Here is a 22314-nt window from a genome sequence, read left to right on the forward strand (position 1 = left end):
ACCGAATTATTGACTGCTCATTGATCTCGACAGTAAAATTTTCTCGCGATAGTTCATCTTCGGAAGCGCGAGATAATCTATTGGCAGTAGCGTACGTGCGGAAAGGACATGGCTGCGATGCTCGCCGCCTTTGAGGTGTGCGCCAGCATGCAATTCGCCGATCGCCCGTTGCCCGAAGTTCCTGCTGATGATCCTCGCAAATTGGCCGCCACTTTCATCCCGATCAATCGCAAGCATCGTTCTCGCCACGTCGCCGTAGTCCAGGAAGTCGGGAGCAAGAGCCCACAAGGTTTCCGCCAGATACGTCCCGACGACGTCTCGTGCATCGAGCAGTGCTTCGACAAAACCATCCGAGTTGCGCGCGAAAGCGCGGTCGAAAGCATGCTGCACGGGTGCCTCGGCGGCCGGATCGAACTCGGCAATATCTGCGAGATTTTCAACGGCAGGCGAGATCAAGCCGCGCGCCACTAGGCTCTCATGAAAGAGGTCGACGAGGATGTCGAATATTGCACCGGTGAGCGGTTGCGAGAGCTCATGCTCGTCCTTCCACCCACGAGCGAAGTCGGCCATCGTCCTTTTGTTATTTGCCGAACGAATCTGGCGATGCGGCGAAAATTCCGAAAAGCGCGCAAGGCGATTTGCACGGTAGAGGTTACCGCGCGTCTCCGCGAGAACATTGTCGATCACGGACGGAAAATGCATGGCCGCGATCAGCGACACGCAGTCGGAGAAGGCCTCCTGGAAGCCAAGATATTCCGGATACTCGGTTCCCGGGCGCGGCACGCCCAGTACGCTGAAGATGATCGCGTGCCCCACCTCATGAGCGATGACGTCAAAATCCAGGCTGAAGGGAAGGACGCGCCCGTTGTTTTCGAACTGGCTCCCAATTTCGAGGAAACCATAGCCGTATTGGGCGTTGTCCCATCGCGGCAGGATCGAGATTTCCAGACGGTCATAATGATCGCGAAAATGCCAGGTGAGCGGCTGACCGAGATAGCGCTCCCACACATCCAGTGTGAATCGCACGCAACCAAAAACATGCGCGGCTTCGAAGCCAGCCATTGAAGATCGGAGATAGTCGAAATTGCCGTACTCGTCGGGGGTGGCCGGCTGAAGGATTTTCCCGGTCCAGGGCGGCAGATACATGTACGGTGTTCCGAGCGGCCCGCGGTTCACACCGTAAGGACTCGTCTTGCCGACCGGCTCCACAACGAACATGCGATCGTCGGCCGGACCAGCTGTCAGGCTACCCAGCGGAGACGACACTTCGACAATCTCGGGACTGGACCGAGCATCTTCAAATGGAGGCTGTACAAAAAGTCTGAACCGGGTGCCCATCCGCTCCCCCTCAAAAGACTTTTATGATTGCCAGTTTAAGTTGACCTTCGGCGCTCGCGAGAATTTTAGCAAGTAATGAAATAGTATTAGCGCCAGCCTGCCAAATGTACCGGGCGTTATTCAGACGGCTCAACCAACCTCGAATAGCGCGGGTGACTGCGAATGGAATCGAGGTCCGAATCGTTCTTGAACCACAGCCGCATCTCGATGCCGACCTGAGGTATCCAGACCTCAAGCAAATCTATCGCTCTGTCGATTTCGCCAAGCAGTGCATAGGTGCACGCGGCATTGTACTGGATGTTTATGTCGTTGGGATCCGTCGCCAGCGCGCGCGCCAACCATTCCAGTGCCATGTCGCGGACACCGAGAAAGGCCAGTGCCGTCGCTCCCAGGCAGGCAACATTGGCATTCTCCGGGTGAAGCCGCAGTTCCTCCTCCGCCTTTTTCAACGCGATCCGCGCATAGCTACTGGCCTTGTCTATTTGCCCGAGCGAACGAAAGACGTTCACGAGCATGATCGGCGCACCATAATCGGCAGGCTTGATTTCCATTGCGCGCTGAAAGTGCGTGGCCGCTAGTTCGAACTGACCGTCGGTGACGCAAAATTCGGCATAGTACCGGTTCGCCTCGTGGCAATTGGCGTCGAGCGACAAAGCCTGCTCGAATGCTGAAACCGCCTCAGCGCGATTGCCGGCCACCGCCAACGCAAACCCCTTTGCCGCATGTGCCTCCGCTAGATTGGGATCGATAACGAGCGCCGTCGCCGTGTTCGCGAGAATGGCCTCCACGGGAATTTCCGCACCGAACTGAGACCGCAGACGCGCATCGCAAACCGCGATTCCGGCATAGGCGCGGGCATAGCCCGGATCCAATTCGATGGCTCTGGCGAAACTCTGCCTGGCCATCAGGTGGTTCGAGCGCGAGGCAATATGGTAGTATTCTCGCCCCCTGAGGAAATGCGTATAGGCTTCAACGCTTCCTGTCGGCGCCTGCTCGATAGCCTTCTTCTCCTCCGGAAGCAGCTTGACCTTAAGCTGCTCGACGATCGCCTTCACGATCTCGTCCTGCACTTCGAAGATGTCGGTGAGGTCGCGGTCGTAACGCGCGGCCCATACATGGCCGTCGCTGGCTGCTTCGATCAATTCCGCATTGATTCGTACGTGGTTGCCTGCCTTGCGGACGCTGCCCTCCACGATATAGGCAACGCCGAGTTCTCCGGCGATGCGCTGCAGGTTTTCGCTCCGGCCTTTCCACGTGAAGACGGTGTTGCGGCTCAGTACGAATAGGCCTGAAACATTCGATAGGTCCGTGATGAGATCTTCAGTGATGCCGTCGCTGAAAAAATCCTGCTCGGAATCGTTGCTGATGTTAGCGAATGGCAGGATTGCAACGGATGGCTTGTTGACGGGTGCCCGTGTGTGGGTACCTGCGGCAAGCGGAACCTGCTCGCTGGAGGCGACATTGCCCCAATCGGCAAAATAGACATGGACCGGACGGGAAATGTTCTTGACGTTCATGGCGCCCTGATCTGCGAAATCGAGACCGAGCTTGTTTGCGACTTCGTGGCGCACTGCCGCCGAACAGGCAATGCCGCCCGGAGCTGCAAGGGCTTGCAGCCGGACTGCCACATTAATGCCGTCCCCATGAAAGTCATCCGCATCGAAGACGATATCGCCCAGATTCAAGCCTATCCGGAACGCGAAGTGCCTGTCCGCTGGAATCCCCATGTTGCGCTCCAGCATGCCGCGCTGGATTTCGACTGCGCATCGTGCAGCACTGAGCACGCTCCCGAACTCGACCAGGAAACCGTCGCCCATCAGCTTGATTATATGCCCGCCATGGTTCGCGACAGCTGGATCGAAGAGCTCGCGGCGATGCTGACGAAGGGCGTTGAGCGTCTCCTCTTCGTTTGCCTCCAGGAGACGGCTGTAGCCCACCACATCGGCGGCCAGGATAGCCGCCAATCGGCGCTCGACAAGCTCTGCACACATGCCCGTCTCCCCAACGTGCTGGTGGCAATATTACTCAATTCTAGAAGTTAGCCGATCATGTTGCCGGATGATTGTATTACTGACAACTAAAATATCCCTCTGTCGCCAAACCAACAGTTTACGCTGAACACTGTAGGGCTGTAATGGCGTCGACCGACAAGAGATCGAAGTACCGAGGATCAAGCGGCGGGTTTTGATTGATGTCGAGGGTAATCCCCTCGCCGCGGCCGGCTCCGTCAGTTCTTCGGAGCAGCGATGCTCTCCCGCAAGATCAGGCTGCTGCGGATGACGGTACGAACCGTCGCCGTATTCTGCCTCTGGCCAATGGCGTCGAAGAGGAGATCCACCGCGGCGCGCCCCATCTCTTCCACCGGCTGCTTGATCGTCGAGAGTGGCGGAGAGCAAAATTCGCAGACGGGGGAGCCGTCGAAGGAGACGACGGACACATCACCGGGAATACTTAGGCCCGTCCGTTGGATACGGCTGACAAATGAAATGGCCATGTCATCGCTGGTCGCGATGACGGCTGTCGGTTTCTCGGTCAACTCGGCGAAATCATCCGCCGCCTGGACACCAATGTCGAAGCCGTGCTGATAATCGAGATGACCACCCGAGCGATGCACCGAATCCTCGGACAATCCTGCCGCCTCGAGCGCCTCGAGGACGCCGCCGTAACGCTCGACATCGTGATAGTTGCCTTCAGGCCCCGCAAGATAGAAGAACCGTCGATGACCCAGTCGGATCAGTTCGGCCGTGACGTCGCGCACGGCCTCGCGGTCGTTCGTAACGACGCTCTGCAGGCCGGCATCGCTCATGTCGAGCAGCATCGACACGATCGGCAGGCCGGAATTGGCCAGCGAGCGTCCGTCAACCTCCGGAAGCTTCGACGACAGGATGATGGCCCCGCGCACGCTGCCGCCGAAGGCGAGGTCGAGAATGTGCCGTTCGGAAATCTCGTCGCGGTCGAGGTTGGCGATCATCAGGTTGTAGCCGCCCTGGATCAGCGATTTATTGATACTCTGCAGCACCTGCGGAATGACCTGGGAAGCGCCATAGTAGAGCGATCCCGGCAGAATGATCATGATGATATTGGATTTGCCGACCCTGAGACCGCGCGCCATCGCGTTCGGGGTGTAGCCCAGTTGCCTGGCTGCGGCATTGATCTTGGCGCGCGTCTTTTCGTTGACCCGTCCGGGATTGGCGAGCGCCCGGCTCACTGTCGATATCGCAACGCCGGCGAGCCGCGCGACATCGGCCATCAACGCGCCTGATTGATCCTCCCCGACTACATCCTTGTTTTTGTTCACGGTTCTTTCTTTCTCCGGGATGCTTTTGTTTGCAACTCTAAGACAAGTGGCAGCTTATAGCAAACGTTTGCCAAAAACCGCTTGCGTAAAAAAACAGCTTGGCTATTATCTAATCATGGCAAACGATTGCCATACGCTAATGCATTGAAAATTCTACGACTTATGAATGCGGAACGGCCCTTCCGCAAACGGATAGGTCATGCCTTGAAAAGGGAGTGATTATGGCTGCTGACGACAGGCTGCGCTTCGGCGTCGATCTCGTGACATTCTTCCATCCCGGCTTTTGGGACGTCGATAGCCATGACGCGATCGTCGACTATGCACGCGCCGCGCCGCGCGCCTTCTGGGACAAGATCCTCGACGGCGTCCAGGCCTCCGGCGTTACCGGCGTCGAGCTGACCTTCTCTCCCTTCAACTGGCAGGACGCGATCAAGACCTATGGATCCGTCGATGCCTTCGCGGCCGAGCTGGCAAGACGCGGTCTGACGCTGTGCAGCGGCTTCTTCGCGGAACTTGAGGCGGCCGGCGACTTCGCCGAGCCCGAGGCCCAGCGCGCGCTGATCGACAAGGCGGAACGATATGCCGACTTCCTGAAAGCCTGCGGCAGCGACATCATGGTGATCGGCGCGCCCTTACGCCAGACGCTCGGCGCCCAGCCGGTGCAGTTCCATGATTTCGATCGCGCCAAGGTGATCGCCGATTTTCTGAACCGGCTCGGCGCGACCCTCTATGCCAGGGGCGTACGGCTGGCGCTTCACACCGAGGCGCACTCGATCTTTGCCGCCGCGCGCGACGTCGATCTGATGATGCTTCTCACCGACCCAGCCTATGTGCACATGTGCCCGGATACCGCCCACATCATCGTGGCCGGCTCCGATCCCGTCCAGCTCGTCGATCGCCATCACGAGCGCATGATCATCGCCCACTGGAAGGATGCGCGCGGCCCGATGCCCGCCGACACCCCGATCGACAAGCACATCCATGAACGCCACCAGCCCTATTTCTGCAGCTTCGGCCTCGGACGGGTCGACTGGCCGGCCTGGATCCGGCTGCTGCGCGACCGGGCCTATGAAGGCTGGGCGATCCTCGAACTCGATGCCGCGCCGGATCCCGTCCGCGACATCGCCAACGGGCTCACCCTCGTCCGGCAGGCGCTCCTGCCGATCTATCGCTGACAGTCATCCCTAAAACAACAAACGCCCCGCAAAGAGGGCATTTTCAAGAGGTGGAACAATGAAGACCATGATGAAGCTTTTTCTTGCCGGCGTGGCATTCGCCGGCCTGTCTGCCTCGGCCCATGCCGAGGACAAGCCGACGATCGAGATCATGTCGTCCTGGACGTCGGGCGGCGAAGCAGCCGCGCTCAACGTCATCAAGACCGAGTTCGAAAAGCGCGGCGGCGTCTGGAAGGATTCCTCGATCGCCGGCTTCGGTGCGGCCGATGCCGCCTTCCAGAACCGTATCGTCGCGGGTGACGCGCCCGGGGCCAAGCAGGGCGTCATCGGCCTCGCTGCCGCTGATTTCATCAACCAGGGCCTGTTCAATCCGATCGACGACGTGGCCTCCTCCGGCAAATGGGCGGACGCCCTGCCGAAATCGATCCACGATCTCATCTCCTATGACGGCAAGGTCTATCTTGCGCCGACCGGCGCCCATGGTGAAAGCTGGATCTTCTATTCGAAGGAAGCCTTCGAGAAGGCCGGCATCGCGCAAGAGCCCAAGACCTGGGACGAGCTCTTTGCGGATCTCGACAAGATGAAGGCTGCCGGCATCGTTCCGGTTGCCTGGGGCGGCCAGCCCTGGCAGCAAACCAAGGTCTTCAACATGATCCTGCTCTCTCAGGTCGGGATCGACGGGTTCCTGAAGATCTATGTCGACAAGGACAAGAGCCCGGCATCCGTCGAGGGTGTGAAGAAGACCCTTGAAATCCTCGGCAAGCTGCGCGGCTATGTCGATGCCGGTGCAGCCGGCCGCAACTGGAACGACGCGACCGCCATGCTGATCACCGCCAAGGCCGGCGTGCAGTTCATGGGCGACTGGGCCAAGGGCGAATTCACCGTTGCCGGCAAGGAGCCGGGCAAGGATTATGGCTGCATGATCGTGCCGGAGTCGAAGGGCATGGTTTACATCGCCGACTCCCTCTGGTTCCCCAAGACCGGCAAGGCCGAGACCGACAAGGCGCAGAAACTTCTCGCCGAAGTCGTCATGGATCCGGCCGTTCAGGTCGAATTTGCCCTGAAGAAGGGCTCGGTTCCGATGCGCGCCGACGTCGATAAGTCGAAGCTGGACGCCTGCGCGCAGAAGGGTGTCGAGCTGATGAGCGCCGGTGCAATCGTGCCGGACCAGGCGATCGTGCTGACGCCCCAGCAGGTCGGCGCGCTCGACGACTTCGTCGACGAATACTGGAGCGGCGGCTCGAACGATGCAGGCGCCGCAGCCGAAAACTTCTTCGCCGTCTTCGAGTAGGATAGTACCCGTGGCGTCGGCCTGATCCGACGCCACGGCTGCCGGCTGCCGCCTCACGCGGCGGCCCGAGCCCTGCTTTCCACTCCGTCAACGAGCTGGCCGATGTCCATCAAACGCAAGCCCAATCTTTCCGCGACCATCGCCTTGCTGCCGACATGGTTCGTCGCGGTCGTGGTCTTCATCGGCACCATGGCTTGGTCGATCCGCCTGTCCTTCACCAATTCGACGCTTTTTCCGTCCTCGACCTATGTCGGCTTGGCGCAGTATTCGAAGCTCTTCTCTTCCGCCAAGTGGCTGGCCTCGCTGCAAAACGTGTTGATATTCGGCGTCCTATACGTCGCAGGCTGTTTGCTGCTCGGCTTCTTTCTCGCCGCGGCGCTGGACCGCAAGATCCGCTTCGAAAGCGCCTTCAGGACCATATTCCTCTATCCCTACGCCATGTCCTTCGTGGTGACCGGGCTGATCTGGCAATGGATGCTCAATCCGACGCTCGGCATCCAGGCGAGCGTGCGTTCGCTCGGCTGGGAAAGCTTCGTCCTCGACTGGGTGGTCAATCGCGACATGGCGATCTATGCGCTGGTGCTTGCCGGCGTATGGCAGGGCGCGGGGCTCGTCATGGTCATTGCGCTCGCCGGCATGCGCGGCATCGAGGCCGAGCAATGGAAGGCGGCGCGGATCGACGGCATTCCCGTCTGGCGGATCTATGTCTCGATCATCCTGCCGCAGCTCGGGCCGGCGCTGGCCGCGGCCGGCATGCTGCTCGCCATGGGCGTGATCAAGACCTATGACATCGTCGTCGCCATGACCAATGGCGGCCCCGGCAATGCGACGGAGGTGCCGGCGAAATTTATCATGGACAATCTGTTCGGGCGCCAGAATCTCGGCCTCGCCACAGCAGGCGCGACGGTGCTTGTCCTCGGCGTGATCATCGCAGTCGCTCCGTTTCGCTACATCATGCACATGCGCGACAGAGCGAAGGGAGCCGCGTGATGGCCCGTCCTCATCCAAACGGCCCGAAGCCGGCACAGATCACCGCCGGGCGCATCGGCCTCTATGCCTTCCTTGTCATCGCCGCGCTTTTCTTCCTTTTGCCGCTCTACACCATGGTCGTCACCTCGCTGAAGTCCATGGACGAAATCCGGCTCGGGCAGATCTTTGCCCTGCCGGCCACGCTCGATTTCTCTGCCTGGGCTACCGCCTGGTCGGGCGCCTGCATGGGAACCGTCTGCGTCGGCATTCGCAGCGGCTTCTGGAATTCGGTGGCGATCACCCTTCCCTCGGTCGCGCTGTCGGTCTTTATCGGCGCCGTCAACGGTTATGCGCTGTCGCTCTGGCGGCCGCGCGGGGCAAACCTGCTCTTCGGCCTGCTGATGGCCGGTGGCCTGATCCCCTACCAGATCTTCCTTTATCCGATGGTCCGGGCGATGGCGAATATCGATCTCTACAATTCGCTGGCCGGCATCATTCTCGTGCATGTCATCTTCGGCCTGCCGCTGGTGACGCTGCTCTTCCGCAACTATTTCGTCAGCGTGCCGGAGGAGCTCTGCAAGGCGGCACGCGTCGACGGCGCGGGCTTCTGGCGCATCTTTTTCGAGATCATGCTGCCGATTGCCGTGCCGATGGTCGTCGTGGTCTCCATGCTGCAATTCACCGGCATCTGGAACGACTTCCTGCTCGGGCTCGTCTTTGCCGGGCGCGACAACCTGCCAATGACCGTGCAGCTCAACAATATCGTCAACACCACGATGGGCGAGCGAACCTACAACGTGAACATGGCGGCGACGATCCTCACCGCCATCGTTCCGCTCGCCATTTATTTCCTGTCCGGCCGCTGGTTCGTGCGCGGCATCGCGGCCGGCGCAGTCAAGGGGTAACGCTTCCATGCAATCTGCCGTCTCCGTCAAGGACCTGAAGATCGCCTATGGCGACCATACGGTGATCGAGAAGATGTCGATCGATATCGCGCCGCGAGAGTTCCTGGTGCTGCTCGGCCCTTCCGGCTGCGGCAAGTCTACGCTTTTGAACGCCATTGCCGGTCTCCAGGACATTACATCAGGCGAGGTCTGGATCTCGGGCAAGAATGTCAGCTGGGAGGAGCCGAAGGACCGCGGCATCGGCATGGTCTTCCAGTCCTACGCGCTCTATCCCCGCATGTCGGTCCGCAAGAACCTCTCCTTTGGACTTCGCGTCGCCCGTCTGCCGAAGGCCGAGATCGAGGCCCGTGTCGCTCGCACCGCCGCCCTTCTCCAGCTCGACAAGCTGCTCGACCGGCGCCCTGCCGAGCTATCGGGCGGCCAGCGCCAGCGCGTCGCCATCGGCCGGGCACTGGTGCGCGAAGTCGATGTCTTCCTGTTCGACGAACCGCTGTCGAACCTCGATGCCAAACTGCGCAACGAATTGCGCGTCGAGATCAAGAAGCTGCACCAGCGCCTCGGCAATACGATGATCTACGTGACCCACGACCAAGTCGAGGCTCTGACCCTTGCCGACCGCATCGCCATCATGCGCGACGGTGTGATCCAGCAGCTCGCCTCGCCGGCCGAGATCTACCGCCGCCCGGCCAATCTCTTCGTTGCCGGTTTCATTGGCGCTCCGGCCATGAATTTCATCGAGGGCCGGATCGAGCGCGGCGACGGGGCGGCGCCCGTCTTCCTGGGTAACGGGCTGAGCATCGATCTCTCCAGTTATTCCTTCCGTGCAGTCGTGGCGGAAGGTCCTGCTACACTCGGCTTTCGCCCGGAACACCTTGTGCTCGATGGAGCTGCGAGCGGCCTGCCCACCATTCCGGGCCGCGTTGCCGTCGTCGAGCCGATGGGTTCGGATGCCGTTGTCTGGTTCGACTGGGCGGACCAAAGCCTCTCGCTCCGGCTGATGGGCGATGTCACGCTGCAGCCCGGTGACGCCGTGGCTCCCGGGCTCGATATCGCCAAGGCCTCCCTCTTCGGCGCTGACGAATCGCGGCTGTGACGCACCATCCCTTTGTTTTCCCGCAATTCCGGGTGCAATTCGCGCCGTTTTGAGGATTGCTTCAGGACAGGATTTGAAAAGACATGTCTGAGATCGTCTATGATGCGCTGGTGATCGGCTCCGGCGCGGCGGGTTCATTTGCGGCAAAAGAACTGACGGCACAGGGGCTGTCGGTGCTGTTGCTCGAGGCCGGTCCCGCCGTTGGGCCGAAGGATTTCGATCCCGCGCGCAAGAAGGCGCCGGCAAGCAGCATCAATATCTGGGAGCGCGCGCGGGCCACCTTGAAGGGCCAGCCGATCCAGGCCCGCGCGGCCTTCTTTACCGAGCGTTTCAGCCACTTCTTCGTCAACGACCGCAAGAATCCTTATACGACGCCGAAGGGCGAGCCCTTCCTCTGGATCCGCGGCCGCCAGGGCGGCGGGCGTCTCCACAGTTTCGGCAGGGTGCTGCTGCGCTGGACCGACGATGATTTCAAGATCCGCTCGCGCGCCGGAAAGGGTGTGGACTGGCCGGTCTCCTATGAAGAACTGGTGCCTTTCTACGACGAGGTGGAGACTTATCTCGGCCTCTACGGCAATAGGGATAACGCGCCCACCTTGCCGGACGGCGTCTATGCGAAGCCGGCAAGCCTGACGCCCGCCGAACAGATCTTCAAGCAGGCGGTCGAAAGCCGCTGGCCGGAAAGGCACGTCGTCTCCTGGCGTTACATCGCGCCGGACGCCGACCGCATGCCGCGACCGCTGCGAGACGCTCAGGCCACCGGCCAACTGACCGTCCGCTACGACGCCGTCGTTCGCCGCATCACCACGGACGAGAAGACCGGCCGCGCCACCGGGGCGGAGTTCATCGATCGCAATACGGGCGAGGTATCGACCGCGCGCGCCGCGACGGTGGTGCTTTCGGCCTCGCCGATCGAGAGCGTACGGCTGCTCTTGAATTCGGCGTCGGCGAAACATCCTGATGGGCTCGGCAACAGCTCGGGCGCCCTCGGCCGCTATTTCATGGATCAGCTTCCGTGCCTTGCCTTCGGGTCCTTTTCGAAGGCGAAGGGTTGGGCGGTCGACGAGTCCGCGCCGACCGACCCGTTCTACAATCCGTCGGGCGGGATCTTCATTCCCCGCTTCGGCGAGGGCGACGTCGCCCGCGGCGATTTCGACTACCAGGGAAGCGTCGGCCGCGCGCCGGTCTCCGGAGAAAGCGATGCACGTCTCGCCTTCTTCGGTTTCGGCCGCATGCTGCCCTATGCAGATAATCGCATCACGCTCGACGTCAGGCGTAGGGATGCCTGGAACATTCCTGTGCCGCATATCCGCTGCGTCATGCGACAGGAGGAACAGGCGCTGCTCAGAAGGCAGGAGGAAACGCTGATCGCGATGATCAAGGAGGTCGGCGGCGACCTCGAATTCATCGGCTCGCCCACCGGCCTCAAGGAGATGGGCAAGGGCGCCTTTCCCGAAGCCGATGCCTTCAGCCGCTTCATGTTCCGCAAATGGTTCCGCAACACCATGTGCATGGGCGCGGCAATCCATGAGACGGGCGGCGCGCGCATGGGCGAAACCCCTGAGGCTTCGGTGCTCAACCCCTACAACCAGGTCTGGGATGTCCCGAACCTCATCGTCACCGACGCCAGCGCCTTCCCCGGCAGCGGCATCGCCGGCACGACGCTCACCGTCATGGCCTTGACGATCCGCGCCTGCCGGAATCTTGTCGACCAGTACCGGACGGGACAGCTATAGGCGCGCCTCGGCGGCTGAAGCGCATTCGACGCCGCAATCATCGGCTTAAGAGATCGGGACGTTGCTGTTCCGGCTTTGGCTTAGCCGAACCGTCACACAAACTTCGCAGTGACATGCTCCTGTCAGAAAACGCAGGAAGGAAAAGCCCATGTCTCAAACACATCAGGACCAGCTCAGCCGTATTAAGGCCGAGATCGCCGACAGCTTCGATGAAGAGCTGGAAATGCAGATGGAGGAAGACCGGCTGGACGATCTCGTCGCCGAAGGAATGTCGGAGCCGGCGGAGCAGACACTCGAGCGAAAGACCTACTTCCGCGAGCTCTTCCGGCTGCAGCATGAACTGGTGCGGCTGCAGGATTGGGTTCAGCATAAGAAGCTGAAGGTGGTGGTGCTGTTCGAAGGCCGGGATTCGGCCGGCAAGGGAGGCGCGATCAAACGCGTGACCCAGCGGCTCAATCCGCGCGTCTGCCGGACGGTCGCGCTGCCCGCCCCTACCGAGCGGGAACGTCATCAATGGTATTTCCAGCGTTATGTCCCGCATCTTCCGACCGCCGGCGAAATGGTGCTCTTCGACCGAAGCTGGTACAATCGCGCCGGTGTCGAGCGCGTCATGGGGTTCTGCACCGATGAAGAGCTCGAGGAGTTCTTCCGCTCGGTGCCTGAATTCGAGCGGATGCTGGTCCGTTCCGGCATCGTGTTGATCAAATACTGGTTCTCGATCACCGACGAGGAGCAGGAATTCCGCTTCAAGATGCGTATCCACGATCCGCTGAAGCAATGGAAGCTCTCACCGATGGATATGGAAAGCCGTGTGCATTGGGAGGAATACACCAAAGCCAAGGAAGAGATGCTGGCGCGTACGCACAGCCCCGATGCGCCTTGGTGGGTGGTTCAGGCCGTGGACAAGAAAAGGGCGCGGTTGAACTGCATTGCCCATCTTCTCGAGCAGATCCCTTACGAGGATGTTCCGAAACCGGAGATCCAGTTGCCAGACCGCATCCGTCACGCCGATTACAACAGGGCGCCGGTTCCGCCTGAAATGCTTGTGCCGGAGCGCTATTGAAAGCATCGCCGCGTTGGGCGGCGGGCTACCGCATAATTCTTCAATTCGGAATCGTTTGAGGGATTGCTCCGCTACGCCGCGCAAGACGTGGCGTAGCGTCGGATCGCCGGCGACCGTCAGGCGGCGATATCAGCCATGCGGTTCAATTTCGAGACGGCGTCATCCGGCAGCAAGAGCGCGGCGGCGGCGAGATTTTCCCTGAGATGGCTGACGGACGAGGTGCCGGGGATCAGCAGGATGTTTTCCGCACGACGCAGCAGCCAGGCGAGCGCCACCTGCATAGGCGTGGCATCAAGGCGTGCGGCGACCTCAGAGAGGGTGGAAGACTGCAGTGGGGTGAACCCGCCGAGCGGAAAGAACGGCACATAGGCGGTGCCTTCGTGCGCGAGATCGTCAATCAGCCTGTCGTCGGCCCGATGCGCCAGATTGTACTGGTTCTGCACGCAGACGATCTCGGTGATCCCACGCCCCTCAGTGATCTGTTTGGATGTGACGTTGCTCAGCCCGACGTGACGCACCAGGCCTTGCCGTTGGAGATCGGCGAGGACCGTCAGCGGCGCTTCGATCGACCCTTCGGCCGGGCCGCGCACGTCGAACATGATCCTGAGATTGACGACGTCAAGCACATCAAGGCCGAGATTGCGGAGATTGTCGTGCACCGCCGCGGTCAGTTCTTCACGCGAGAAGGCCGGCATCCACGATCCGTCCGTGCCGCGCCGGGCACCGATCTTGGTGACGATGGTGAGATCGTCGCGATAGGGATGCAGCGCTTCACGAATGATCTGGTTGGTGACGTGGGGGCCATAGAAGTCGCTGGTGTCGATGTGGTTTACGCCGCTCGCGACCGCCTCGCGCAGTACTGCCAGGGCCGCGCCATGATCTTTGGGCGGACCAAACACGCCAGGACCAGCGAGCTGCATGGCGCCATAGCCAAGCCGCTTCACGCTGCGGCCGCCGAGGTTGAACGTGCCGGATTGATCGATAGTGGACATGGTCTAACTCCTTTCAAGAGATGACACCAAGATAGGCGTTGGCGGCACGTGTGAAAATTGGCTATAATCCGCACGGGCTGTGCGGAGTAGCGAACAGTGAAAGCAGATCTGGGTGATCTCAATGCCTTTGTTGCCGTGGCGCGCGCCGGGGGTTTTCGTGAAGGGGCGCGCGTAAACGGCAGCAGCGCCTCTTTCCTCAGCGAAGCGGTGCGTCGCCTGGAGGCCCAACTCGGCGTCAGGCTGCTCAACCGCACGACACGCAGCGTCGTCCCGACCGAAGCGGGCAAGGGCTTGCTGGAGCGGCTCGGCCCTGCCTTGAGCGAGGTAGAGTCTGCCCTCGACGTCGTCAACGGATTTCGCGACAGGCCGGCGGGTGCGTTGCGCCTTAATGTGCCGGTCAGCGCGGCGCGGCTGGTGCTGCCCGCCATCGTCCCAGCGTTCCTCGCCGCCTATCCCGATATTCGGCTGGAGGTGGTAACCGACGAGAGTTTTGTCGACGTGATCGCGGCCGGCTGCGACGCCGGCATCCGCTATGACGAGCGGTTGGAGCAGGATATGATCGCAATACCGATCGGGCCACGCGTCCAGCGCTTTGCCATCGCCGCCTCCCCCGACTACCTGGATCGCCGTGGCCGGCCGCAACACCCGAGCGAGCTGCTCGGCCATGCCTGTATATTGGGCCGTTTCGACAGCGGTGCGATTACGGCGCCGTGGGAATTCGAGCGCGATGGCGAGATCGTGCGGGTCGATCCAACGGGGCCGTTGATCGTGCGGGTCGGCGGAGCGACCGACCTGGCCGTCGATGCAGCGATATCAGGAACAGGGATCGTCTGCCTCTTCGAGGACTGGCTGCGCCCGCATTTCGACAGCGGTGCGCTCGAGCCCATCCTCGAACCGTGGTGGCAGCGCTTCTCCGGGCCATTCCTCTATTATCCCGGACGGCGTCTGGTGCCCGCGCCGCTCCGGGCGTTCATCGATTTCGTCAAGGCATCAGCCAATCAGGCTTGATGTTTGTCGGCCCGAGACGTGCCTCCGATCTTCGTTGAGTGCTTCCATGCGTTAGAGCTTGACCTCGGCACTGTCGCCCATATCAGGTTTCTGTTCGAGACCGCGGCGGCCGCCATCTTGATATAGCTGATGATCGTGCCTGGGCTGTCCCAACCACGCAGTCGATCAATGGACGCTTGGGGTTTTCATGACCATTGCGAAGTCTTCGGCGACCAGTTCACTGACGGCGATGAGAACTTCTTCCCGGGAAAAACCCGATGTCAGAGCGCGTTGGATCAGATCCTGCAGATCCGGCTCCACGACATCGCGGCAATCCTCGAGGCGTTCTTCGGAAACGGTGAGGCTATTGAGTTCGTCCATTGTCTGTCCTTTCACGGAATGTAGCAGCCGAAGCTCGGGGCTAGTTGGGAATGGCTGCTAACGGGTGGTCGCCACCCGCTTGGATCCGGCGAGCAGGCCTTCACGCTGCATCTTCTTGCGTGCGGCCTTGCGATGCCGACTGATCGCCTGCGCCTTTTCTCTGACACGCCGTTCGGACGGCTTTTCATAGGCGCGCCGTTCCTTCATTTCACGGAACAGTCCTTCGCGCTGCATTTTCTTTTTCAAGACCCTGAGCGCTTGATCGACATTATTGTCTCTGACGAGTACCTGCATTTCAAGTTCTCCTTGTTTGGGTGGTGCGACGATCGCAGGCTCAGCCAAGCTGCTCGGCGATCAGAGCCCGCAATTCGCGGCGGGTGAGAAGGCAGGGAAACGGCTTCCAGCTTCCAGCAATGCGGCGGACAGCCTCGTCATCCTCACGCGGTTTCGCCACCGCAACCGCGGTGGCTGTATTTATGTGGCTCAAAAAGAATTCCTTTGCCGATCTCGGCCGGCGTCATCGATTGTTTGTGGGGTTGCCCGTCACGCAGCCATAACGGCGCGCACGGATGTACAAGCGCTTCAATCATGAGCCAGCAACAGCTTAGATTTCCGCTTGATCGGGTATTCCCGCAAGATAGGTATCGGCGGACACAATTGCAACGGATGGCCCGGATGGCATGGCGCGGGCATCGCCAATCGCCTTCAGATATACTCAGCGCCATTTTATTCAAGTTATCCGGGTATAGTTTTCGCCGAATTTTCTTCAATTTGGCTTGAAAGTGACATTATTCCGCCGGAATGGAAGCAACGCGGAGGTTGGCATCGAAATTAACCTTCTGTTAAATAGACCATTGACTTGTAGTATTAATAGGTTGTTAAAGGAGCCGCTCGCTGAGGTCGAAATTGACCCGCCAATAAACAATTTTAGGAGAGAGCTATGGCTTCGCCGATACATGCAACTGATGATAGTGCAACATTTAAAGAAACCGACGTTATTTCTGGAAATCTGCTTTCCAACGATTCATCCGACAACGGCCACCTGTTCCTGCGCGCCTTCGACGGCGCAAGCGTTGGCGCCAAGGCCGGCAACAGCCAGGTCACCGAGATCCAGGGCGACTACGGCACTTTCTTCGTCAAGCCCGATGGCAGCTACACCTATGTCCTGAGCGACGCGGCCAAGATCGGCTTCGCCAACGGTGAATCGTACCAGGAGAAGGTTTCCTACAAGATCTCCGACGGCAGCGGTCATACCGATGTCGGCCTGTTCACCCTGAACATCCAGGGCGTAACCCAGGTAAAGCCGATCGCTGTTGACGACCACTACAGCTTCAACGAAGGCGACGCCATCGGCGGCAACGTTCTGGACAACGACATTGCCGGCGATAACGGCAAGCTCTTCCTGCGTCAGTTCGACGGCACGAACGTCAGCGCCAAGAGCGGCCTCGACGCTGTTACCGACATCGTCGGCGACCATGGCGTCTTCCACGTCAAGCCGAATGGCGAATTCACCTACACGCTGACGGAAGACCTGGCTGCCGGCCAGAACGTCACGGAAACCGTCCAGTACTACAAGATCTCCGATGGCGAAGGCCACACGGATGCTGGCGTTCTGACGCTCAACATCACGGGCACCGACGCTCATCTTGCTTGATCAGCAGCAGTAAATCAGTCGGACACAACGCCCGCCGCGCAATCGGCGGGCGTCTTCATATGTCCGCTTGTTTTGACGCGCGGTGCCGGCGGGGTTCAATCATGTTGAAGGTCTGAAAAGCGGGTATAATACTTTTTAGCTAGTTCTTATAAATGCCGGGGTGGCGTAGTCTTCATGTTCGGAGGACACGCCGTTGACCGAACACATCGAACCCAGGCAAATCGAAACAGACGATCTGACGAAAGTCTGGTCCGTGACGGAGTTCTGCGCGCGTCACCGCATAGATACCGAGGAACAAGCGCTGCTGCTCAAGCTTTTCGGGCCGTTCGCGACCGCCTCCGAATTGCTTCACAATGCCAAGCGCGCGCCAAGGTTCAGATAAAAGGTCCTTCACCTCGTTGCCTGGACGGATGTGCCGATGAGGCCCCCTCTCTCGCTCTTCAACGATCTTGCCATAAATGCCCGGCAGGTCCTTCAGTGAACGAGACTGCGCAAGATATCACCCGATCGGGCGACGCTCGCTGTTCTTGCCTCTCCTTAGACATTTATGCAGTAATCGAAATGGTGCGATCGTTGCAATTGGCGGAACCATCATCGTGAAAACGAGCGGCGCTAGTATGGATCATGTCGATATCATTGATGCTGTCTATCAGGCTGCGGTCCGTTCAGAATTATGGCCGGATACCCTCTGCTCGATCGTTGACTACGTCGGCGCCATCGCCGGAAATATTGTCTACCAGGCGCCCGATGGTCGCGGCAGCTTTTTGATCCCCGGCCGCATGCGTGAAGATTTGAATGCGCTCTATCTTCAGCATTATACGGGAAACCCCTATGCCCGCGCATTCGAGAAGGTAAAGCCGGGTGAGATTGCAGTCGGCAATACGTTGATCGATGCAGAGGCCGTCCGGCATTCGGCGTTTTATGCCGATATCTGCGCGCCTCAGCACATCTTCAATCAGCTCTTCCTGCCGCATGCCAGCCTGCACGAGCGTGGAGGTATCGGCGGTGTCGCTCTTTTCCTGTCTCGTCAGCAAGACGAACACGCCGTCGAAGCGGCGGCACGGCTGAAGCTGCTGAGTCCGCATATGGCGCGGGCAATCGATCTTTCCTTTCAGGTAAACCAGATCGCCCGTGCACCCGAATTGCCGCAACGGCTGATCGATGCAATGGCTGACGCGGCCGTGCTGATCGATAGTCGCGGTGCAGTCCTTCTGTTGAATGCGGCGGCCGAAGCACTGCTCAAGCAGGCCGACGGCATTTTCCTCAGCCGATCCGAGAGGCCCTCGCTTGCTGCCCATATTCCAGAGACATCCACCCGGCTAGTGAACGCCATTCGCCAGGCGTTGCTGATAGCCGATGGCGAGGACACGCCGTTCGGAGGAGCTTTGTCGATCTCTCGGCCATCGGGTTTGCCACCTTATTTGGTGATGATCACGCCGCTTGCAGCGACAGCGGTTTCCATCTGGGATGCGGTTGACAGCGGAGCGCGCGTCCTCATTCAAATCGTCGATCCAGAAGCAAAGACGCGCCGGCAAGCGCAACAACTGCAACACATCTTTGGCCTGACCGAAGCCGAAACGCGGGTCGCTGCACTGATCGGCAGCGGAATGAATTTGCCCGAGATTGCCGAGGTTCTTGGAATTTCGTCCAACACGGCAAAAACACACACTAGCCGATGCTTTGGCAAAACGGGAACTCGATCCCAGGCGGCTCTCGCCAGGTTGATTGCGTCGATCCCGATCGCGGGAAACAGGACGGCGGCGCCGTCCCGTGCGAAGGGGAAGAGCCTTCCGCGGCAATCGTAAATTCCCAAGCCATCTTCACATTCAATATGCTTTGAAGAGGCCGCTGCGTGACCTTCATAGGTCAGGGCGATTTTCCTGAATTACTGCTCACTCTCTGCACAGAATCTGCAATCCGGCGCGGCATCCTTCGGCCATGAGCAAGAATGACATCCCGCCCCGCTTCACTCCGCCCGCTTTGCCGGATCGCCTCCGCAATGACGGATGGTGGCTGACGGAGACAGGCGGGCCTCAGGGTGCCGAGAAGGTTTCAATGATCATGCTCATCGTGATCGAAAAGCGCCATTTAGAGGAGCAACTATGGACGCAACCGAGACATTGACGCCACCAATCCCTCTCAGGCGCGGCAGCGGCCGAATTGCCGCGCTGCTTGGGCTCGTGGCTCTTGCGGATTTTCTGATCTTCGGCCAGCAGCCCGGGATAAATCTTTTCCTTTTTGCGCTCGCTGTCTGCGTCGGCATTCTGCTCTCGGCCACGAAAAGTCCATCGCCTTTGATGGTAGCTCTGCTGCTCGGCTTTTCGGTCTTGGCTTCAGCTCCCCTGCTGGAAGCGCCTTCACCGATCGGCTTTGCCCTTTGCCTCGTGGCCCTGATGTCGATTGCTCTCGTCAGTGGAAGGCTTATGCCCCGTCGCCTGACGGGCCTGCCCGTGGTATTTTTCCGTTTCGCTCTCGTCATTCCCGTGCGGCTTGCCGCGGATATCAGAAAATATCTTGCGACACCGGCCAAACGTTCCTCCCTCGTCGAGCTTCGCCGGGGCGTCGGCCTCTGGATCATGCCGCTCATACTCGCATTGGTCTTCGTGCTTCTCTTCGCTGCCGCAAATCCGCTGATCGAGAGCGCGCTGCGCAGCATCCGTTTTGAGGTTCTGCTGCGACTTTTCGATCTTTGGCGGATCGGCTTCTGGATGATGATCGCCATCGTGGTCTGGGCAATGTTGCGGCCGCACCTGAAGCGTCGCGCTGCGAGGTCGCAAGCCGGCAGGCCCTTCATGATCGTGCCCACCAGAAATACGCCGCTCGGCCATGCCTCGCTGTTGCGGTCGCTGATCCTGTTCAACGCGCTCTTTGCCGTGCAGACGCTTCTCGATCTCGTCTATCTCTGGGGCGGCGCAGATCTGCCCGATCACATGAGCCATGCTGAATATGCTCATCGCGGCGCCTATCCGCTGATTGCGACGGCACTTCTGGCCGCCGGTTTCGTCCTCGTTGCCATGCGGCGCGGTGGCCCCGGTGATCATAGTTTGCTCATCCGCGGCCTCGTTCACGCCTGGATCGGCCAGAACATCCTTCTCTGCCTGTCGTCCATGCTGCGGCTCGGGCTTTACGTCGAGGTCTATTCGTTGACGGAATTGCGTGTCGCTGCCGGTCTCTGGATGGGACTCGTCGCTATCGGCCTTGTCTTGATCCTGCTGCGCATTCTGCTCAACCGATCCAACGAGTGGCTGATCGCCGCCAACCTCGCCTCCCTGATTGCGGTGCTCTATATCAGCGCCTTCATCGATTTCCCGGCTGTGATCGCCCGTTTCAATGTCGTCCATAGCGAGGAAATCAGCCAGGAAGGCCCACCGCTCGACCTCGATTATCTCTCCTCGCTCGGTCCTTCCGTCATTCCGGCGCTCGATCTCTATCTCCAGATGTTGCCGGGCTACCTGGTCGACAAGCGGAATCAAGCGCTGGCATTTCGGTACTACCTCGTCAGGGATTTCGAACGGCGCCCGCGTGACTGGCGGAACTGGACCTTCCGGGCGGCGCGGCTGGAGACCCATCTTCTATCTCCTGCTGCCATTGCAAGATAGAAAGAGAACGATGACAACAGGTACGAAAAACAACGCAGGACTGGTGGATGGCGCCCCGAATTCTCGTCGTCGATGACGAACCTCACATCCGCGACGTGATTTGCTTTGCGCTTGAGCGCGCCGGCCTGGCATCGATGGCCGCCCGCAACGGCACCGAAGCGATGGCGGCCTTCCGCCGAGGCAACATCGATCTCATCATTCTCGATATCGGCATGCCAGATATGGATGGCCTGGAGGTCTGCCGCCAGATCCGCAAGACGTCGGGATTGCCGATCCTGTTTCTTTCGGCGCGTGACGAGGAGATCGACAGGGTACTGGGTCTCGAAATTGGCGGAGACGATTATGTCACCAAACCTTTCAGCCCGCGAGAACTCGTGGCTAGGGTCAAGGCAATTTTGAAGCGCAGCAGCAATGGGGCAGGACCTGAGAGACGCCACGCCACACTTGTTGCTGGCGCGCTCAGCCTGGATCGTCGCGGCAGGACAGTCACCTTCTGCGATGGTGAGATCGCAATGACGGCGCTCGAATTCGCAATTCTGGATGCTTTGCTGTCACGCCCCGATATGGTTTTCAGTCGCGAACAATTGATGGAAGCGGCCTATGGCGCCGGTACCTATGTCGCTGACCGGACGATCGACAGCCATATCCGCAACATCCGGGCCAAGTTCCTGGCGGCCGGCGGCCAGGGGGTCATTGCAACGGTTCACGGCATCGGCTTCAAACTCGGCAGTGAAATCGGGAGGAAGGCCTGATGCTGGCGCCCAAGGTCAAGACAAAATGGCGGCCGACGCTGGCGCTGATCGTCTATGTCGTGCTTCTTGCGGTCATGGCGCTGCCGATCCTCATCGTCATCTGGTTTCGCACCGTGGAGATGAGTTCGAACCGGATGGCACCTGCGGAAATCGGCGCCCTCGCCGTCGTCTTCATGCTGACGCTCGGCGTTGCCTATGTGCTGACGCGCACCATCACCGGCCCTATCGACGCCTTGATTGCCCGCGCGGACGAGATCGCCCGTGGCGGCAAGGCGGCGATCCGACCGCTTGAAAGCTACGGAACATGCGAGATCGCTTTGCTGTCGCAAAGCTTCCTCGATCTCGCCGGAAAACTGGTCGATCGCACCGAATATATCAGCTCCTTTGCCGCCCATGTCTCCCACGAACTGAAATCGCCGCTGACGGCCATCCGCGGTGCCGCCGAACTTTTACGCGACGATGATGCGGAAAGGCCGATGACGAAGGCGCAGCGTTTGCACTTTCTCGATAACATCGTCGCCGACGCAGTCCGGCTCGATGCGTTGCTGCAGCGGCTGAGGGAACTTGCGCAGGCGGAAACCCTTGTCGCCGAGGGCAGAAGCAGCGTCACCGACATCATATCCTCACTGCGCGGGCGATTTCCCGCCCTGGATATTTCCGGCTTAGGCGATACGGAAATATCGGTTGCTCTTCCTCAGGAAGCAGCCGCCATCGTCTTTGCCAACCTTGCCGAAAACGCTCTTCAGCACGGCGCCACGCTGTTGGAACTCAGAGTATCGGCCGACGCCCGAACAGCCGTCATTCTTGTTCGTGACGACGGCAGCGGTATTTCCGAGGCAAATCGCCAACGCATCTTTCAGCCGTTCTTCTCCACCCGCCGCGAACAGGGCGGCACCGGCATGGGCCTCGGTATCGTCCGCGCCATGCTGAGCTCGCATGGCGGGACGATCCGCCTGCTGCAGACGACCGGCGCCGGCACCGAGTTCGAAATCACCATCCCGGGACCGAACTGGCGCTCCAGAGACTGATAGGGGCATTGCGCGGAAGGGCGATCCCGGCACTGCCCCGTCCTGAGCAAGGC

At 60.1% G+C, this 22314-nt stretch carries 21 protein-coding genes and 1 pseudogene; 14 read left to right on the forward strand and 8 right to left on the reverse strand.

Annotated elements, in window-relative coordinates:
* Positions 1 to 6: 6 nt before the first annotated feature.
* From AC1D2N_RS25360 to AC1D2N_RS25370, 3 genes are all read right to left on the reverse strand, one after another.
* Positions 7 to 1338 carry a gluzincin family metallopeptidase gene (locus AC1D2N_RS25360; RefSeq protein WP_130654217.1) on the reverse strand — a complete coding sequence of 444 codons (1332 nt, stop codon included), beginning with the start codon at positions 1336 to 1338 and terminating at the stop codon, positions 7 to 9.
* Between the two features lie 116 nt (positions 1339 to 1454).
* Positions 1455 to 3329, reverse strand: a complete 1875-nt coding sequence (locus tag AC1D2N_RS25365; RefSeq protein WP_047620544.1) for an adenylate/guanylate cyclase domain-containing protein — start codon at positions 3327 to 3329, stop codon at positions 1455 to 1457.
* Between the two features lie 236 nt (positions 3330 to 3565).
* Positions 3566 to 4636 carry a LacI family DNA-binding transcriptional regulator gene (locus AC1D2N_RS25370; RefSeq protein ID WP_115157896.1) on the reverse strand — a complete coding sequence of 357 codons (1071 nt, stop codon included), beginning with the start codon at positions 4634 to 4636 and terminating at the stop codon, positions 3566 to 3568.
* Positions 4637 to 4857: 221 nt separating this feature from the next.
* On the opposite strand from AC1D2N_RS25370, the gene AC1D2N_RS25375 reads away from it, so the two are divergent.
* The 7 genes from AC1D2N_RS25375 (at position 4858) to ppk2 (ending at position 12868) form a co-directional block, all read left to right on the forward strand.
* The gene (locus tag AC1D2N_RS25375; protein WP_018246896.1) at positions 4858 to 5811 is read left to right on the forward strand and encodes a sugar phosphate isomerase/epimerase family protein; all 954 of its coding nucleotides are present in this window, start codon (positions 4858 to 4860) and stop codon (positions 5809 to 5811) included.
* A gap of 58 nt (positions 5812 to 5869) precedes the next feature.
* Positions 5870 to 7102 (forward strand): ABC transporter substrate-binding protein, encoded by a 1233-nt coding sequence (locus AC1D2N_RS25380; RefSeq protein WP_130654216.1) that lies wholly within the window; start codon positions 5870 to 5872, stop codon positions 7100 to 7102.
* Between the two features lie 102 nt (positions 7103 to 7204).
* The gene (locus AC1D2N_RS25385) at positions 7205 to 8092 is read left to right on the forward strand and encodes a carbohydrate ABC transporter permease (RefSeq protein WP_130654215.1); all 888 of its coding nucleotides are present in this window, start codon (positions 7205 to 7207) and stop codon (positions 8090 to 8092) included.
* On the forward strand, positions 8092 to 8976 hold the full coding sequence (locus tag AC1D2N_RS25390) for a carbohydrate ABC transporter permease (RefSeq protein ID WP_113542805.1): 885 nt from the start codon (positions 8092 to 8094) through the stop codon (positions 8974 to 8976). The genes AC1D2N_RS25385 and AC1D2N_RS25390 overlap by 1 nt, the downstream gene beginning before the upstream one ends.
* A gap of 7 nt (positions 8977 to 8983) precedes the next feature.
* On the forward strand, positions 8984 to 10069 hold the full coding sequence (locus tag AC1D2N_RS25395; RefSeq protein ID WP_130654214.1) for an ABC transporter ATP-binding protein: 1086 nt from the start codon (positions 8984 to 8986) through the stop codon (positions 10067 to 10069).
* An 83-nt stretch (positions 10070 to 10152) separates the two neighbouring features.
* Positions 10153 to 11805, forward strand: a complete 1653-nt coding sequence (locus AC1D2N_RS25400; RefSeq protein WP_130654213.1) for a GMC oxidoreductase — start codon at positions 10153 to 10155, stop codon at positions 11803 to 11805.
* 148 nt (positions 11806 to 11953) lie between these two features.
* A complete protein-coding gene (ppk2, locus tag AC1D2N_RS25405) occupies positions 11954 to 12868 on the forward strand; it encodes a polyphosphate kinase 2 (protein ID WP_018246902.1) in 915 nt (304 codons plus the stop codon).
* A gap of 116 nt (positions 12869 to 12984) precedes the next feature.
* Here ppk2 and AC1D2N_RS25410 read toward each other — a convergent pair whose 3' ends face one another.
* A complete protein-coding gene (locus AC1D2N_RS25410) occupies positions 12985 to 13860 on the reverse strand; it encodes an aldo/keto reductase family oxidoreductase (protein WP_113542802.1) in 876 nt (291 codons plus the stop codon).
* Positions 13861 to 13956: 96 nt separating this feature from the next.
* Here AC1D2N_RS25410 and AC1D2N_RS25415 point away from each other — a divergent pair, with 96 nt between their 5' ends.
* A complete protein-coding gene (locus AC1D2N_RS25415; RefSeq protein WP_130654212.1) occupies positions 13957 to 14868 on the forward strand; it encodes a LysR family transcriptional regulator in 912 nt (303 codons plus the stop codon).
* Between the two features lie 51 nt (positions 14869 to 14919).
* Here the strand turns inward: AC1D2N_RS25415 and AC1D2N_RS25420 are convergent.
* The 4 genes and pseudogenes from AC1D2N_RS25420 to AC1D2N_RS25435 all read right to left on the reverse strand — a co-directional run.
* Positions 14920 to 15020, reverse strand: a pseudogene (locus AC1D2N_RS25420) (pyridoxamine 5'-phosphate oxidase family protein); the annotation flags it as partial.
* Positions 15021 to 15033: 13 nt separating this feature from the next.
* Positions 15034 to 15228 (reverse strand): hypothetical protein, encoded by a 195-nt coding sequence (locus AC1D2N_RS25425; RefSeq protein ID WP_003538349.1) that lies wholly within the window; start codon positions 15226 to 15228, stop codon positions 15034 to 15036.
* Positions 15229 to 15285: 57 nt separating this feature from the next.
* Positions 15286 to 15522, reverse strand: a complete 237-nt coding sequence (rpsU, locus tag AC1D2N_RS25430) for a 30S ribosomal protein S21 (RefSeq protein ID WP_018246906.1) — start codon at positions 15520 to 15522, stop codon at positions 15286 to 15288.
* A gap of 40 nt (positions 15523 to 15562) precedes the next feature.
* A complete protein-coding gene (locus AC1D2N_RS25435) occupies positions 15563 to 15715 on the reverse strand; it encodes a hypothetical protein (RefSeq protein ID WP_165403118.1) in 153 nt (50 codons plus the stop codon).
* A gap of 453 nt (positions 15716 to 16168) precedes the next feature.
* Between AC1D2N_RS25435 and rapA2 the strand changes: the two genes are divergently transcribed.
* The 6 genes from rapA2 to AC1D2N_RS25465 all read left to right on the forward strand — a co-directional run bounded on the left by rapA2 (position 16169) and on the right by AC1D2N_RS25465 (position 22261).
* Positions 16169 to 16882, forward strand: a complete 714-nt coding sequence (gene rapA2, locus AC1D2N_RS25440) for a calcium-binding lectin RapA2 (RefSeq protein WP_018246908.1) — start codon at positions 16169 to 16171, stop codon at positions 16880 to 16882.
* A gap of 193 nt (positions 16883 to 17075) precedes the next feature.
* The gene (locus AC1D2N_RS25445) at positions 17076 to 17264 is read left to right on the forward strand and encodes a hypothetical protein (RefSeq protein WP_018246909.1); all 189 of its coding nucleotides are present in this window, start codon (positions 17076 to 17078) and stop codon (positions 17262 to 17264) included.
* A 76-nt stretch (positions 17265 to 17340) separates the two neighbouring features.
* Positions 17341 to 18687, forward strand: coding sequence for a helix-turn-helix transcriptional regulator (locus AC1D2N_RS25450; protein WP_376766762.1), 1347 nt, complete (start codon positions 17341 to 17343; stop codon positions 18685 to 18687).
* A gap of 297 nt (positions 18688 to 18984) precedes the next feature.
* Complete coding sequence (locus AC1D2N_RS25455; RefSeq protein ID WP_130654211.1) at positions 18985 to 20481, forward strand: DUF4153 domain-containing protein; 1497 nt, start codon at positions 18985 to 18987, stop codon at positions 20479 to 20481.
* 47 nt (positions 20482 to 20528) lie between these two features.
* The gene (locus tag AC1D2N_RS25460) at positions 20529 to 21233 is read left to right on the forward strand and encodes a response regulator (protein ID WP_018449036.1); all 705 of its coding nucleotides are present in this window, start codon (positions 20529 to 20531) and stop codon (positions 21231 to 21233) included.
* Entirely contained in the window at positions 21233 to 22261 is a 1029-nt protein-coding gene (locus AC1D2N_RS25465; RefSeq protein WP_018449035.1) for a sensor histidine kinase, read from the forward strand. The genes AC1D2N_RS25460 and AC1D2N_RS25465 overlap by 1 nt, the downstream gene beginning before the upstream one ends.
* The last annotated feature ends 53 nt before the right edge of the window (positions 22262 to 22314 follow it).

The sequence above is a fragment of the Rhizobium sp. P1_B8 genome (genome assembly GCF_056406515.1).